General features: G+C 41.2%; 10 protein-coding genes, 3 rRNA genes and 1 pseudogene. 9 read left to right on the forward strand and 5 right to left on the reverse strand.

Going from position 1 to position 15645, the window contains the following annotated elements:
- Positions 1-12: 12 nt before the first annotated feature.
- Entirely contained in the window at positions 13-1200 is a 1188-nt protein-coding gene (locus BK574_RS04375; RefSeq protein WP_078427666.1) for a thiolase family protein, read from the forward strand.
- Positions 1201-1469: 269 nt separating this feature from the next.
- On the opposite strand, the gene BK574_RS28695 is transcribed toward BK574_RS04375, so the two are convergent.
- Positions 1470-1619: a YvrJ family protein gene (locus BK574_RS28695; protein ID WP_078427667.1), complete on the reverse strand. Its 150-nt coding sequence runs from the start codon at positions 1617-1619 to the stop codon at positions 1470-1472.
- A 1278-nt stretch (positions 1620-2897) separates the two neighbouring features.
- Between BK574_RS28695 and BK574_RS04390 the strand changes: the two genes are divergently transcribed.
- From BK574_RS04390 to rrf, 4 genes are all read left to right on the forward strand, one after another.
- A 16S ribosomal RNA gene (locus tag BK574_RS04390) occupies positions 2898-4449 on the forward strand.
- 629 nt (positions 4450-5078) lie between these two features.
- Positions 5079-8010: ribosomal RNA gene (locus BK574_RS04395) — 23S ribosomal RNA — on the forward strand.
- A gap of 14 nt (positions 8011-8024) precedes the next feature.
- Positions 8025-8156: a hypothetical protein gene (locus BK574_RS28700; protein ID WP_274379396.1), complete on the forward strand. Its 132-nt coding sequence runs from the start codon at positions 8025-8027 to the stop codon at positions 8154-8156.
- 202 nt (positions 8157-8358) lie between these two features.
- Positions 8359-8474 (forward strand): 5S ribosomal RNA (gene rrf / locus BK574_RS04400).
- The 16S, 23S and 5S rRNA genes sit together here, the layout of an rRNA operon.
- 353 nt (positions 8475-8827) lie before the next feature.
- On the opposite strand, the gene BK574_RS26890 is transcribed toward rrf, so the two are convergent.
- Entirely contained in the window at positions 8828-9157 is a 330-nt protein-coding gene (locus tag BK574_RS26890) for a hypothetical protein (RefSeq protein WP_142247894.1), read from the reverse strand.
- Positions 9158-9319: 162 nt separating this feature from the next.
- Between BK574_RS26890 and BK574_RS04405 the strand changes: the two are divergent.
- Positions 9320-10143: pseudogene (locus tag BK574_RS04405) on the forward strand (manganese catalase).
- Positions 10144-10311: 168 nt separating this feature from the next.
- On the opposite strand, the gene BK574_RS04410 reads toward BK574_RS04405, so the two are convergent.
- From BK574_RS04410 to BK574_RS04420, 3 genes are all read right to left on the reverse strand, one after another.
- Positions 10312-10488 carry a YvrJ family protein gene (locus BK574_RS04410; protein WP_078427669.1) on the reverse strand — a complete coding sequence of 59 codons (177 nt, stop codon included), beginning with the start codon at positions 10486-10488 and terminating at the stop codon, positions 10312-10314.
- A gap of 76 nt (positions 10489-10564) precedes the next feature.
- A complete protein-coding gene (locus BK574_RS04415; RefSeq protein ID WP_078427670.1) occupies positions 10565-10780 on the reverse strand; it encodes a DUF2922 domain-containing protein in 216 nt (71 codons plus the stop codon).
- Between the two features lie 34 nt (positions 10781-10814).
- Positions 10815-11021, reverse strand: a complete 207-nt coding sequence (locus tag BK574_RS04420; RefSeq protein WP_158211530.1) for a DUF1659 domain-containing protein — start codon at positions 11019-11021, stop codon at positions 10815-10817.
- A 418-nt stretch (positions 11022-11439) separates the two neighbouring features.
- On the opposite strand from BK574_RS04420, the gene BK574_RS04425 reads away from it, so the two are divergent.
- The 3 genes from BK574_RS04425 to BK574_RS04435 all read left to right on the forward strand — a co-directional run bounded on the left by BK574_RS04425 (position 11440) and on the right by BK574_RS04435 (position 15618).
- Positions 11440-12384: a bifunctional helix-turn-helix transcriptional regulator/GNAT family N-acetyltransferase gene (locus tag BK574_RS04425; RefSeq protein ID WP_238457948.1), complete on the forward strand. Its 945-nt coding sequence runs from the start codon at positions 11440-11442 to the stop codon at positions 12382-12384.
- Between the two features lie 539 nt (positions 12385-12923).
- Complete coding sequence (locus BK574_RS04430; protein WP_078427673.1) at positions 12924-13550, forward strand: TetR/AcrR family transcriptional regulator; 627 nt, start codon at positions 12924-12926, stop codon at positions 13548-13550.
- Positions 13551-14010: 460 nt separating this feature from the next.
- The gene (locus BK574_RS04435) at positions 14011-15618 is read left to right on the forward strand and encodes an AMP-binding protein (protein ID WP_238458114.1); all 1608 of its coding nucleotides are present in this window, start codon (positions 14011-14013) and stop codon (positions 15616-15618) included.
- The last annotated feature ends 27 nt before the right edge of the window (positions 15619-15645 follow it).

Raw genomic sequence — 15645 nt, forward strand, 5'->3', positions numbered from 1 at the left:
GTATAAAAGTTAATGCGAAAAGTTGTAGTTCAAGGAGTTGGTATGACTCGATTTGGAAAACATTTAAATCGGAGTCTGAAGGATTTGACAAATGAAGCATTGCAAGGAGCGATGCTGGATGCAGGTGTTAACTTGTCAGGAATAGAAGCTGCATATATCGGAAATGCGATGGCTGGTATTATTTCAGGCCAAGAGTGTATCCGAGGTCAAGTAATGTTATCCGGATCTGGATTGGAAGGAATCCCTATGTTTAATGTAGAAAATGCATGCGCTAGTGGTTCTTCCGCATTTCATATGGCGTGGATGGCAGTTGCCTCAGGAATGTATGATATGGTACTCGCTATAGGTGCAGAAAAGATGAATCACCCAGACCGTTCTAGGGCATTTAGAGCACTGCAAGGGGCAGTAGATGTCGAGGATATGGAAAGGAATTCTGAGAAGAGTGAGAACCGTGATAATCAGAGTTTATTCATGGATTATTACGCAGCGGAAGCACGTGAACATATGAGTAGATTCGGCACAAGTATTGAAACAATAGCAAAAATAGTGGTAAAAAATAGCCGTAATGGAAGCTTAAATAGTCGTGCGCAATATCAAATACCACAAACCTTAGATGCCGTCCTCAATTCTCGGACTATTAGCGATCCTTTAAGATTATTAATGTGCTCTCCAGTTAGTGATGGTGCAGCAGCAGCTATTATCTGCAGTGAAAAAGCTGCGAAAAAGTTGACGAATCAGCCAATATTTGTAGCTGGATCTGTCGTCTTATCGGGCAATGCGAGTGATTATAAAGGTGCTTCTAGTACGGAAAGGGCGGCTGCTAAAGCGTATGAGATAGCGGGAGTTCAACCTTCCGATATACAAATAGCAGAAGTTCATGATGCTGCAGCCCCTGGGGAAATTTGGGCTTATGAACACTTAGGAATTTGTTCTCCTGGAGAAGGAGGGAGATTATTGGAATCTGGTGCTACAGAAATTGGTGGACGGATACCAGTTAATCCTAGTGGAGGTTTAATATCCAAAGGGCATCCTGTGGGAGCAACTGGACTGGCACAAATAGCAGAAGTAGTTTGGCAATTAAGAGGTCAAGCAGAAAGCAGACAGATTCCAACTAGGCCTAGATTAGGGATAACACAGAACGCTGGAGGGTTACTGCATGGTGGAAATGCCGCGGTAGCGATTAACATATTATCCTCTTAATTAAATAGGGAAGAAGCTTCTAACTCTAGTGAGCAAAACAACCGCCTATAGGGAGAAGCTCTCTATCTTAAAACATTTAAGTGATATGGAACTGAAAATAACCTCTTTAAAGATTGCTACTGAAGACCTTAATGGCCACTACAGGAAACATTAAGATTGGAATTATGGCCTTTCCGCTTGCAGTTAATAATATCAAAAAACCATTTAGCCTTATCCCATGAGCTAAATGGTTTTTTACTAGTTAAATACCTTTCCTTCTGTTGAGTGTTTCAATTAAAGTAAAGTACCGTTAGGCTTTCGGATAACCGTTGGATCGGTTGGTTGACCAAGTCTAGTTTTTTCTCGACGCGGTGAAGTAGGCATAGGGTCACGACCACATGGAAGCCAAATTCACTTAAAAGCGGTAGCCACGAATCAATCTTGAAATCCTACACTCTCGTACGAAACTAGTGGAAAAGGAAGAGGGAAGACCTCCTCCTTTTCCGCTAGTTTAACAGTGATATTTACTTTACTTATTTATAATTATCCAGCGTGGTAATGGATTAAGGGATCTTACGTGTATATAACAATACGTTCGCTACTATAGCCGATTTAGGTTTAACGACAGCTGCCATTTGGTAAATTGGTCCTCTTGTTATGGAGTAGGTCGAGTTTTAAAAGAAAATGACCCTATCCCAAAAGCTTAATCTAATAGAAGACAATTACATTGTTGACTTCTATTTAGAAGATACCATATTTGTTTTCTTTTAATAAATTTTATTACTGTCTGTTTTTACTCTAATCATATGTAGAAAGAATACTAGCATATTTTTAACCGATCATGAGTACTGGAAAAAGATAAAGAGTGAATGAAAATGCAAAATCATTATTTAAACCTAACGAAAAAACAACAGGATCAATTCGGGCTTTAAAGGAAGAATTGGGAGTTGAGCTCATTCCTTTTCCTAAAAATTAAGACCCATAGCAAGGGGAGTATTATGAGCTGTTTGAGGACGATAGGATTTAACACAAATATTATATTATGTATTTATATTAATGAAAGATGTTCATATATTAGTTGGTATGGCAGGTTTAATTTTATTTTGCTTTTATACTTTTTTAAGTAGTATAGGGGTAATTAAGAGTTTACACGTTAGGAAAGTGTTATAGGGTGAACTGACTTATCTTATAATGTACCTAATATTGGAGATGTATTTTTTGTACAGATTGACGAACATTTTAGAATTTAATATATGGCTTACTCAAGTTAAAGGAAAGAAAATAACTAGGGATTATTTTCCACTTAAAAAAGATTGTAAAATTAAATTGAACATGATATATTATTTCTTGTCGCTTCTCAGACAACAAACGCACGATGGATTAATTAATTTTACTCTCAACTATTTACTTTACCAAAAATTAGTTGTTGATGAGATGAAGTCTTCGTGTTAAGATTAAATTCCTGTCGCTGAGATGACAGATTAAAAAGTTCTTTGAAAACTGAACAAAAAGCCAAGCGAAATAAAGAGATACATGATATCTCGTCAATGTTTTAAAAACGTCACAGTGATGATGACCTTCGATTAAGAACGCGAACGTCCTGCTCCTGCGATTACTCGTCGCAAATTGATGCGAAGAAGTATTTCGAGTAGAATTTGTTCGCAACATCGAAGCCAGCACATCCTGTGCAAGTGAGCTTATATCAAGCTATTTTCAATTTATTGGAGAGTTTGATCCTGGCTCAGGACGAACGCTGGCGGCGTGCCTAATACATGCAAGTCGAGCGAACCTTTCAAGAGCTTGCTCTTGAAAGGTTAGCGGCGGACGGGTGAGTAACACGTGGGCAACCTGCCCTGTAGACTGGGATAACTTCGGGAAACCGGAGCTAATACTGGATAATCAATGACACCACATGGTGTCATTGTAAAAGTTGGGATTTCTAACACTACGGGATGGGCCCGCGGCGCATTAGCTAGTTGGTGAGGTAATGGCTCACCAAGGCGACGATGCGTAGCCGACCTGAGAGGGTGATCGGCCACACTGGGACTGAGACACGGCCCAGACTCCTACGGGAGGCAGCAGTAGGGAATCTTCCGCAATGGACGAAAGTCTGACGGAGCAACGCCGCGTGAGTGATGAAGGCCTTCGGGTCGTAAAGCTCTGTTGTTAGGGAAGAACAAGTACCGTTCGAATAGGGCGGTACCTTGACGGTACCTAACCAGAAAGCCACGGCTAACTACGTGCCAGCAGCCGCGGTAATACGTAGGTGGCAAGCGTTGTCCGGAATTATTGGGCGTAAAGCGCGCGCAGGCGGTCTTTTAAGTCTGATGTGAAAGCCCACGGCTCAACCGTGGAGGGTCATTGGAAACTGGAAGACTTGAGTACAGAAGAGGAGAGTGGAATTCCACGTGTAGCGGTGAAATGCGTAGAGATGTGGAGGAACACCAGTGGCGAAGGCGACTCTCTGGTCTGTAACTGACGCTGAGGCGCGAAAGCGTGGGGAGCAAACAGGATTAGATACCCTGGTAGTCCACGCCGTAAACGATGAGTGCTAGGTGTTAGGGGTTTCGATGCCCTTAGTGCCGAAGTTAACACATTAAGCACTCCGCCTGGGGAGTACGGCCGCAAGGCTGAAACTCAAAGGAATTGACGGGGGCCCGCACAAGCGGTGGAGCATGTGGTTTAATTCGAAGCAACGCGAAGAACCTTACCAGGTCTTGACATCCCTTGAACCCTCTAGAGATAGAGTTTTCCCCTTCGGGGGACAAGGTGACAGGTGGTGCATGGTTGTCGTCAGCTCGTGTCGTGAGATGTTGGGTTAAGTCCCGCAACGAGCGCAACCCTTGATCTTAGTTGCCAGCATTTAGTTGGGCACTCTAAGGTGACTGCCGGTGACAAACCGGAGGAAGGTGGGGATGACGTCAAATCATCATGCCCCTTATGACCTGGGCTACACACGTGCTACAATGGATGGTACAAAGGGCAGCGAAACCGCGAGGTCGAGCCAATCCCATAAAACCATTCTCAGTTCGGATTGTAGGCTGCAACTCGCCTACATGAAGCCGGAATCGCTAGTAATCGCGGATCAGCATGCCGCGGTGAATACGTTCCCGGGCCTTGTACACACCGCCCGTCACACCACGAGAGTTTGTAACACCCGAAGTCGGTGGGGTAACCTTTTGGAGCCAGCCGCCTAAGGTGGGACAGATGATTGGGGTGAAGTCGTAACAAGGTAGCCGTATCGGAAGGTGCGGCTGGATCACCTCCTTTCTATGGAGTATTTACTCTAGTCGATGCATACTTCGAGTATGTACGCTTTGGTCTTTTTTGTTCAGTTTTGAGAGAACTCAAAACTCTCTGATTTACTTTTTGCATCTGTGTCTACGAGCAACGCTTCGAAGTAAGCTTCCTCGATGCAAGGCTGCAAGAAGTATAACTTAGATGACTGTTCAAGTTGTAATTGAAGTCAGTTGCCTTGTTCAGTTTTGAAAGAATTTACTTCTTTCAATTGATATATTTCTAAATTAAGTGACGAATTAGAAGCAAGGAGTACGAGGCGGCAAGCTCACGAGTAGCGGAATGTACGTTTAAAGTGTACATGAGCAACGCAGAGAGCGCAGCCAACGAAGTAATCCGCCGCTTATCATTCGTCAGTGGTTCTTTGAAAACTGGATAATGACTAGAAATGACATCAAGATTTCACTGGGTTGCACATTGTGTAACCAAGAGTAACTTGAGTCGTCAAGAATTCAACAACCTTTATAGATTTAAGAGACAAATTAGAAGCAAGGAGTACGAGGTGGCAAGTTCTCAAGTAGCAGAATGTACGTTTAAAGTGTACATGAGCAACGCAGAGAGCGCAGTCAACGAAGTAATCCGCCGCTTATCATTTGTCGAATGGTTAAGTTAGAAAGGGCGCACGGTGAATGCCTTGGCACTAGGAGCCGAAGAAGGACGCGACGAACAGCGAAATGCCTCGGGGAGCTGTAAGTAAGCTTTGATCCGGGGATATCCGAATGGGGGAACCCACCATCCGTAATGGGATGGTACCCATACCTGAATACATAGGGTATGAGGAGGCAGACCTGGGGAACTGAAACATCTAAGTACCCAGAGGAAGAGAAAGCAAATGCGATTTCCTGAGTAGCGGCGAGCGAAACGGAATTAGCCCAAACCAAGAGGCTTGCCTCTTGGGGTTGTAGGACGTCTCACATGGAGTAAGAAAAGACGATCATAGGCGAAGCGGTCTGGAAAGACCCGTCAGAGAAGGTAACAACCCTGTAGCCAAAATGATCGTCTCTCCGAGACGGATCCTGAGTACGGCGGGACACGTGAAACCCCGTCGGAAGCAGGGAGGACCATCTCCCAAGGCTAAATACTCCCTAGTGACCGATAGTGAACCAGTACCGTGAGGGAAAGGTGAAAAGCACCCCGGAAGGGGAGTGAAAGAGATCCTGAAACCGTGTGCCTACAAGTAGTCAGAGCCCATTTACGGGTGATGGCGTGCCTTTTGTAGAATGAACCGGCGAGTTACGATCCCGTGCAAGGTTAAGCTGATAAGGCGGAGCCGCAGCGAAAGCGAGTCTGAATAGGGCGAATAAGTACGTGGTCGTAGACCCGAAACCGTGTGATCTACCCATGTCCAGGGTGAAGTTCAGGTAACACTGAATGGAGGCCCGAACCCACGCATGTTGAAAAATGCGGGGATGAGGTGTGGGTAGGGGTGAAATGCCAATCGAACTCGGAAATAGCTGGTTCTCCCCGAAATAGCTTTAGGGCTAGCCTCGAGGGAAGAGTATTGGAGGTAGAGCACTGATTGGGCTAGGGGTCCCCACAGGATTACCGAACTCAGTCAAACTCCGAATGCCAAATACTTATCCTCGGGAGTCAGACTGCGAGTGCTAAGATCCGTAGTCAAGAGGGAAACAGCCCAGACCGTCAGCTAAGGTCCCCAAGTATACGTTAAGTGGTAAAGGATGTGGAGTTGCCCAGACAACCAGGATGTTGGCTTAGAAGCAGCCACCATTTAAAGAGTGCGTAATAGCTCACTGGTCGAGTGACTCTGCGCCGAAAATGTACCGGGGCTAAACGTATCACCGAAGCTACGGCTTGTCCTTACGGACAGGGGTAGGGGAGCGTTCTAAGTGCAGCGAAGTCAGACCGGAAGGACTGGTGGAGCGCTTAGAAGTGAGAATGCCGGTATGAGTAGCGAAAAGAGGGGTGAGAATCCCCTCCGTCGAAAGCCTAAGGTTTCCTGAGGAAGGCTCGTCCGCTCAGGGTAAGTCGGGACCTAAGCCGAGGCCGAAAGGCGTAGGCGATGGACAACAGGTTGAAATTCCTGTACCACCTCCTCACCGTTTGAGCAATGGGGGGACGCAGTAAGGTAGGGTAAGCGCGCTGATGGATGCGCGTCTAAGCAGTTAGGCTGGTAAGTAGGCAAATCCGCTTACCATAAAGGCTGAGCTGTGATAGCGAGGGAAATTAAGTACCGAAGTTCCTGATCCTACACTGCCAAGAAAAGCCTCTAGCGAGGTGAGAGGTGCCCGTACCGCAAACCGACACAGGTAGGCGGGAAGAGAATTCTAAGACGCTCGGGAGAACTCTCGTTAAGGAACTCGGCAAAATGACCCCGTAACTTCGGGAGAAGGGGTGCTCTGTTAGGGTGTATGCCCGAGAGAGCCGCAGTGAATAGGTCCAAGCGACTGTTTAGCAAAAACACAGGTCTCTGCGAAGCCGCAAGGCGAAGTATAGGGGCTGACACCTGCCCGGTGCTGGAAGGTTAAGGGGAGTGGTTAGGCGCAAGCCGAAGCTGTGAACCGAAGCCCCAGTAAACGGCGGCCGTAACTATAACGGTCCTAAGGTAGCGAAATTCCTTGTCGGGTAAGTTCCGACCCGCACGAATGGTGTAACGACTTGGACACTGTCTCAACGAGAGACCCGGTGAAATTATATTACCTGTGAAGATGCAGGTTACCCGCGACAGGACGGAAAGACCCCATGGAGCTTTACTGTAGCTTGATATTGGATTTTGGTACAGCTTGTACAGGATAGGTAGGAGCCTTGGAAGCGTGAGCGCCAGCTTACGTGGAGGCGTCGGTGGGATACTACCCTGGCTGTATTGAAGTTCTAACCTCGAACCGTGATCCGGTTCAGGGACAGTGTCAGGTGGGCAGTTTGACTGGGGCGGTCGCCTCCTAAACAGTAACGGAGGCGCCCAAAGGTTCCCTCAGAATGGTTGGAAATCATTCGTAGAGTGCAAAGGCATAAGGGAGCTTGACTGCGAGACCTACAAGTCGAGCAGGGACGAAAGTCGGGCTTAGTGATCCGGTGGTTCCGCATGGAAGGGCCATCGCTCAACGGATAAAAGCTACCCTGGGGATAACAGGCTTATCTCCCCCAAGAGTCCACATCGACGGGGAGGTTTGGCACCTCGATGTCGGCTCATCGCATCCTGGGGCTGAAGTAGGTCCCAAGGGTTGGGCTGTTCGCCCATTAAAGCGGTACGCGAGCTGGGTTCAGAACGTCGTGAGACAGTTCGGTCCCTATCCGTCGTGGGCGTAGGAAATTTGAGAGGAGCTGTCCTTAGTACGAGAGGACCGGGATGGACACACCGCTGGTGTACCAGTTGTTCCGCCAGGAGCATAGCTGGGTAGCTACGTGTGGACGGGATAAGCGCTGAAAGCATCTAAGCGTGAAGCCCCCCTCAAGATGAGATTTCCCATTACGTTAAGTAAGTAAGACCCCTTAGAGATGATGAGGTTGATAGGTCTCGGGTGGAAGCGTGGCGACACGTGGAGCTGAGAGATACTAATCGGTCGAGGGCTTATCCAAATAGAAAAGCTGAAATGCCTTGGTCAGATTTGCCGTGCATTGAAGCTTTAGAAGGCGAAGTGGTGACACTTCAACTGAAGAAGCGAAATGACACAAAAATCTATGCATTGAAGCTAGACAAACATAAAGCGTTGACATTCTTCTAGTACATTATCCAGTTTTGAGAGAATGACTCTCAATCATAAGCATCGTATAAATGCGAAGCTTATCAAAATTTTAAAAAGGATTTTCAGAAGCAAGAAGTTCGAGGAAGTGAAATTCTGAGGAGTGGAGCGTTTCAAGACATACGTGAACACCGAAAGAATTGAGACTGACGAAGAAATTCGCCGCTTATCAAAATCCGTCTAGTCTAGTGGCGATAGCGAAGAGGTCACACCCGTTCCCATGCCGAACACGGAAGTTAAGCTCTTCAGCGCCGATGGTAGTTGGGGGCTTCCCCCTGTGAGAGTAGGACGTCGCTAGGCACCAGGCACAATCCATGTGGGTTGTGCTTTTTTGTATGTAAACGATAAGTAAGCTTAAGAGCTTTTAACTCGAAGAGGCAACATCTGCGGTGGGCAAGCCTATGGAATCTATATGAGAGAACAGAGAAGCAAGGCATCATGTCCCTTGTGAGAGGAAACCTTTCTTTACGTAGAACGATATGAATGCTACAAAAGACAAAGAGAGGATTAAGATGTTAGCAATGGTTTTATTGAAGGGGTATTATTACAACATCACAAGTTTTACAAGGAAAGACCACTTATCGTGTAATAGGTGGTCTTTCAACGTAGTTTGGAAAACTAAGCAAGGTTAGAGTACTTTTTTTGAGGACTTATTAATTATTGTTATTGTTGTTGCGGTTGTTGATGTTGTCAACGTTATTATCACGAGCTAATTCAACGTTAGCATTATCAACGTTTAATTCTTGGTCATTATTATTGTTGTTATTGTTGTTGCGGTTATTATTACGATTGTTTAAGTTGTTGTTGTTGTTGTTGTTTGTCATTTTTAACACCTCCCGAAAATTAATGTACCCTTTTAATACTGAGATATTCACCTCAAAGTATAATTGTAAATTAAAACTTACTCCAATAAACTTTCTTAATGTCAACAAATATGTCTTTTTCTTAAAAAAATCTTCAGTTGCTTCAGTTGACTGTAACACTTTAGAAGTGACAGCTCATCATTCGACTCAAATATTAGAGGAAGGGAATTTTATAATTTAAATACTCTCATACAACAAGGTAAAAAGAGAAAATTGGTAAAAGTATAAGAAAAAATATTTAAGAAATAATATCAACGTATTACATATTACGGAGGTGTCCTCATGTTCTTTAACGTAAAAGAATTACAATACACAGCAAAACCTAGTAAACCTGATCTGTCTATGCAAAAAAGCTTCAGGAGGTGTTAGGAGGCCAGTTTGGTGAAATATCAGTAATGATGCAATATCTATTTCAAGGATGGAACTGCCACGCAGAAAAAAAGTATCGTGATATGTTGCTGGATATTGGTACTGAAGAAATGGCGCATGTTGAGATGCTTGCTACAATGATTGCCCAACTTTTAGATAATGCACCTGTTGAAGAGCAAGAGGAGGCAGCGAAAGATCCGATCATTGCAAGTGTTATGGGTGGTATGAACACTCAACATGCAATCGTAAACGGATTAGGCGCTAGTCCTAACGATAGTACAGGATACCCATGGACGGCTCGGTACACTATTGCTAGTGGGAATTTGTTAGCCGATTTTAGAGCCAACTTAAATGCCGAATCACAAGGTAGGCTTCAAGTCGTTCGTTTATATGAGATGACTGATGATCCTGGGGTAAGAGACATGCTTTCTTTCCTTATTGCCCGTGACAGCTACCATCAAAATCAGTGGGCAGCCGCCATTTCAGAGTTAGAAGAGAAGGAAGGCTTAGTTGTTCCTAGTACGTTTAACAGACAATATGAGAAATCAGATGTTGCCTATACTTTTATGAATTGTTCAGAAGGGACGGAAAGCCTACAAGGACGTTGGGCATCTGGTACCTCTATGGATGGGTTAGGAATGTTCAAGTATGAAGAGAAGCCAGTCGGCACAGGACAAGCACCTGAATTATCTCCTGCCCCTGGTTATATTCATGGAACACCCAACAAAACACCTTAAATAATCTAACATTGTACCGATTGAAATACTAGAGCCAAGACATAGTAAAGCTTAGATATACAAGATAAAATAAAGGTAAAATTATCGACTTTAATTTTATCAGCTAGAGTCCAATAACATCAAAAAACCATTTAGCCTCATCCAATGAGCTAAATGGTTCTTCGCTAGTTAAATACTTTTCTTCTGTTCAGTGTTTCGATTAAAGTAAAGTGGCGCAAGGCTTTCGGGTAACCGTTGGATCGATTGGTTGACCATGTCTAGTTTTTTCTCGACACGATGAAGTAGGTAAAGGGTCACAACCACAGGGAAGCCAAACTCACTTAAAAGCGGTAGCCACAATTCCATCTTTAACTCCTCCTTTTTAATGAAACTATGAAAAAGGAAGAGGGAAGACCTCCTCCTTTTCCACCATTATGGTTGATTAGAATTCAATAACTTCTACAGTGCGGTCAACGACACGTGCGCTCTTTTTTTCCACTAAGTTCCCACCTGCAGATGTAAATGCATTTTGTGCGATGATCTCATCCATAGCCGTAGCAATGGCGGCTGGATCAACAGGATACACAGGGTTTTCTAAAGAAATTGTTACTGTTTTGGCTTGCTCATTTTCAAATACGAGTTCTAGTCTTTTCGTCATCGTAAGTCCTCCTTTCTACACGATTTTCATAGAATTATGCTTCAAGATTATACGTGTTACTTCGCTCGATCTTTTGCGGTGTCCAAGCTTGAAGTTGTGTTAGTGCATCGGCAACAGCTTTTAACTGTTCGTTTGATGCACCAGTCTTAATGTTGTTAAAACTCTTCGTTTTCAAGATCGGCTCACCAATTTGGTTGATCCCTGTTTCGAATACAATCACTAAGCGAGAATTAGTAAGCATGTTCTCACCCCCTTTCACTATGTAAATATGAGTAAAGGTGAGAAAAACACATATGGAGTTGAAAAATTTTTTTGAAACCATCGCTTTAATGAAGTTCGCGATAATTAAGCCTTCATTTCAAGATAGAAGAGACAATCATACCAAAAGCAAGTGTGATGTTAAAATCGAACCCTTATGTATTAATATATCCCGATGAATATACGGAGCATGAGATACCTGATATTATCAAAGGGTTTTATTATGACACTCTTTTATCTTAAACCTTTTCTTCAAAGATTTAATTAACATAAAGAACAGAAAGATGTAGAAAAAGAAAAGTTGCTTATTGAGAGCTTAATTTAATAAAGAATTTGAAAATAAGTTGACTTCAACAATTAATTTAATCATAATATTTGACAAAAGCAATTAAATTTAAGGGGTGACTATTTTGTCAAATATTTCAAAGGAAGAAAGAATAAATGCTGTTCGCCATTTTAATCGTTTTATGACAAAACAAATTGGTGCTTTGCGAGAGAGCTTATTACATAGCCCTTACTCACTGACAGAATCTAGGATAATATTTGAAATTGCTAACAACAATAACCTTACAGCTTCAAATTTAATTCACGATTTGGGATTGGATGCAGGTTATGTAAGTCGTATATTAGCTCGATTTGAAGAGAAAGGTATTATACAGAAAGAGCGTTCTACTAGAGATGCTAGGCAACTAATTCTAAAACTTACGCTTGAAGGAGTAAAAGCATTTTCTCAGCTCAATGAACGTTCAAACAATGAAATAGCTGAACTCATTGGAGAATTGTCGGAAAGTGAACAACAACAATTAATTAATGCTCTGAAAACAGTTGAAGGTTTGCTTATTAAGAAGAAAAGTCTTAAATTTTCAGGACCATATTTCCTTCGTCAACACGAACCTGGTGATATGGGGTGGGTTGTTCACAAACACGGTATCTTATATTCACAGGAATATGGATGGGATGTGAATTTTGAATCACTTGTTTCACAAATTGTAGCTGATTTTATAGATAACTATAATCCAAAACGTGAACGTTGCTGGATTGCCGAAATGAATGGAGAAATTGTGGGTTCTATTTTTGTTGTTGAAGGAAGTGAAGACACAGCTAAACTCCGTTTACTAATAGTAGACCCAAAGGCTCGAGGATTAGGTCTCGGTTCACAATTAGTTGAAGAATGTATTAACTTTTCTAGAAGGGTTGGATATAAGAAACTCGTCTTATGGACAAATAGTGTCCTTAAAGAAGCTCGGCATATTTATCAGAAAAAAGGATTTACACTTGTGGATGAAGAAAAACATCATAGTTTTGGGAAGGATTTAGTTGGAGAAACGTGGGAGTTGTCGCTTTAGAAACAAATTCAAGTCGCCATCATTAAACGTTAAGGTGCAAGAATTAAAGATGGAGGTTTTTGCGGTACACTTTATTCTTATTTCAAAGTCAGTTTGTGAAAGATTGGAGCTTTAGTTTAATAATCTAAATGATTAAAAGACGATAATATACATTTTTTGTATATTATCGTCTTTTTTATATAAAAACTCATACATAGTTTAATTTCAAGATACATCATTCATAAGTTAGTAGTTCATACATGTATAAAAGGAAGTTATCTACCATCGAAAAATCATACATATGAACGTTGTCTGATTAATTTTTATTATATTTATGCAATCATGGGCTTGTCTTTTTATCTGAAAATTGCTAAAATTTACTACTAACAAATTCTGATATACTAAATGTAAGTTTTCTTTTTAATATATTAAAAAAATTGAATTTGAGAAATGATTTATTATATTCTCTATTATAACAAAAAAGAAATAAAGTAATAAAAATATAAAGGTTACTTGCTTTGTTAATAGTAGAGCTAACTTTTAAACAGGAGAAATTACAAATGATGAAAAATAATCACAAAACTTTAACAGCCCGTCAAAAGCAAGCACTGAAAACAAGAAAAGCATTACTTGATAGTGCTTTAAGGTTGTTTAAAGAAAAGGGTTTCGATGAAGTACATGTTGAGGAAATTGCTAAGGAAGCTGGAACTTCTAAGGGATCTTTTTATACTTATTTCAAATCAAAAGATGCTGTAATTTTAGAACAATATAAAGATATCGATGAAACGTATTTAAGTGTATATCATAAATTACCTAAAGACATGTTAGCTACTGAAAAAATTCGTGTTATTCTTTCTGAAGGTATTAATATATTTATAGATTTAGGTTTTGAATTTGTAACCATCGTTGCCAAAAGTCAATTAGATCCGAAAACGACCCCTTATATATTTACTGGTGACCGAACGGTTAATCAGCTAATCTTGCAGATAGTAACAGAAGGTCAAGCCCGAGGAGAAATAAGGGATGATATGACTAATGAGGAAGTAGCTGAGATGATCTTATGCTTTTATCGTGGGATATATATTGAGTGGTGCTATTTTAGCGGAAACTTTGATATATTAAGTAAAGGTAATCAATATATTGATTTTTTTATAGATATTATTGCGAATAAAGATAAGGACGTATAGTAACGCGATCGGAAAAGGCGATTACTATAGGTTACGGTACACCTATAAGTATTAATTTTAACAAGAAATTAACAGCATACATCGTGCATAAAAACGCTCATATTTTAGTATATGAGCGTTTTTGCGTGTCCTTAATCTTTTTTGCGAATGACTTCACCTCTCCTTTTTGTCGGATAAAGACCAATGCCTTGATTAGTTTTCATCAACAAGGATAAACAGGAGATTTCAATGGTGTTAAAAAAACGTCAACATTCATTCAAAAAAGGGTTGCGTTCGATCATCAAAAGGTACTAAAATTAATTTTCAGAAAACGATCGTTCAAAATTTAAAAAAATATTTGATTTTTTGGAATGGTATATTTATAATAATACTAACTCAAGTCATTGAATCGAGTTAACGAAATTTTAATTTTAGTTTTTGCTATTAGTAAATTTGTATTGGGGGAGCTAAAGTGGAACTCATGATGCCAAAGGGTGATTATGAAAAAAAAGGGTATTGGAGAAACGAAAATATTTTTACATATTTAATGGATGCTTACTTAAGTAACCCGAAACGTATAGCAGTTGAGGATGGTTTTGTCTCTTATACGTATGAAGAACTTTATGATAAGTCAGTAAAACTTGCATTCTATTTAAAAAAAATTGGTGTTGAGAAGGGCGATGTTGTTTCGTTCCAATTACCAAATTGGTCAGAAAGTTTAATTATTCATTATGCTGTAGCGATGATCGGTGCAGTATGTAATCCCATCATTCCTATTTATCGAAAAAAAGAAGTGCAATATATATTAAATCAATCCCGAACAAAAGTTCTAATCGTCCCAAACACATTCCGCAAATTTGATTATTTACAGATGATTAGAGAATTACAAGATGAATTAAATGGATTACAAAAAGTAGTGATTTTGGATAAGTATTCAGATCAACCTGATCTAAATGAGAAAGGTGAAGTTTTCTTCGAAGAATGTGTTAGTCATAACTTAGGCCTTCATTCCAATGTTGAACCTGTGACGGAAAAGGATCCTTTCTTACTGATGTACACCTCAGGAACAACGTCAAATCCTAAAGGTGCGGTACATACACATAATACATTGATCCATGAAAATCATTCCGTGATTTCTTTGTATCAGTTAAGCGAAAATGACAACGTTTTCATGCCGTCACCCGTGACACATATTGCAGGATTTATTAATGGCCTTGAGTTACCTATCATGCTTCAAGCGACATTAATTTTACAAGATGTTTGGGAACCAAGAGCAGCCGTGGAAAAAATCGTTGCAGGAAATTGTACGTTTTTACTTGGTGCTACACCATTCCTACAAGGGATCTACGATGTTGTGAAAGAAACCAATCAAGAAATCCCATTGAAATACATCCTTTGCGGCGGAGCCGATGTACCACCAGAATTAGTCATTAATAGTAGTAAACTATTAAACTGTTTCGTCACACGTGTGTACGGTTCAACGGAATATCCGACTTTTACCTTATGCGGCCCAACTGATACCTTTGATAAGACCGCTTATACAGATGGTCGAGCATTGGAAGGATCTGCATCGCTAATTCTTGACGATAATATGGAAGCTCTATCTGTCAACGAAGTTGGAGAGTTAGCTGTCAAAGGCCCAGAGATGTTTTTAGGGTATTTGCAATCCGAGTTTAATGAAGACTCTTTTTATGATGAATATTTTCTGACGGGAGATTTAGCTTCCATCGATGAAGACGGATATATTCAAATTATTGGAAGAAAGAAAGACATCATTATCCGTGGTGGAGAAAACATCTCTGTGAAAGAAGTAGAGGAACTCCTTTATGAGCATGAAAGTGTCAATCAAGTTGCAGTGGTGGCCATGCCCGACGAGAAAATGGGTGAAAAGGCTTGTGCTTATATCAAGCTAAATAAATACACAAACCTAGATTTGGAAACGATGAAAGACTATTTACTTCGTAAAGGTGTAGCTATTCAAAAGGTTCCTGAACGTCTTGAAATTATTGCAGAAATGCCGATGACGACGAGCGGAAAAATCCAAAAGTTTGTCCTGAGAGAGGATATTAAGAAAAAGCTTACCGTGTAAAATAAAATTTAAATGGGGTGACGTTGT

The sequence above is a fragment of the Alkalihalobacterium alkalinitrilicum genome, from assembly GCF_002019605.1.
GTDB lineage: Bacteria > Bacillota > Bacilli > Bacillales > Bacillaceae_F > Alkalihalobacterium > Alkalihalobacterium alkalinitrilicum.

Coding starts and splice junctions, on each gene's coding strand:
- BK574_RS04410 (WP_078427669.1), bottom strand. CDS start 10,488: ATGGAATTGTGGCTACCGCTTTTAAGTGAGTTTGGCTTCCCTGTGGTT.
- BK574_RS04415 (WP_078427670.1), bottom strand. CDS start 10,780: ATGACGAAAAGACTAGAACTCGTATTTGAAAATGAGCAAGCCAAAACA.
- BK574_RS04435 (WP_238458114.1), top strand. CDS start 14,011: ATGATGCCAAAGGGTGATTATGAAAAAAAAGGGTATTGGAGAAACGAA.
- BK574_RS04375 (WP_078427666.1), top strand. CDS start 13: ATGCGAAAAGTTGTAGTTCAAGGAGTTGGTATGACTCGATTTGGAAAA.
- BK574_RS28700 (WP_274379396.1), top strand. CDS start 8,025: ATGCCTTGGTCAGATTTGCCGTGCATTGAAGCTTTAGAAGGCGAAGTG.
- BK574_RS04420 (WP_158211530.1), bottom strand. CDS start 11,021: ATGCTTACTAATTCTCGCTTAGTGATTGTATTCGAAACAGGGATCAAC.
- BK574_RS04430 (WP_078427673.1), top strand. CDS start 12,924: ATGATGAAAAATAATCACAAAACTTTAACAGCCCGTCAAAAGCAAGCA.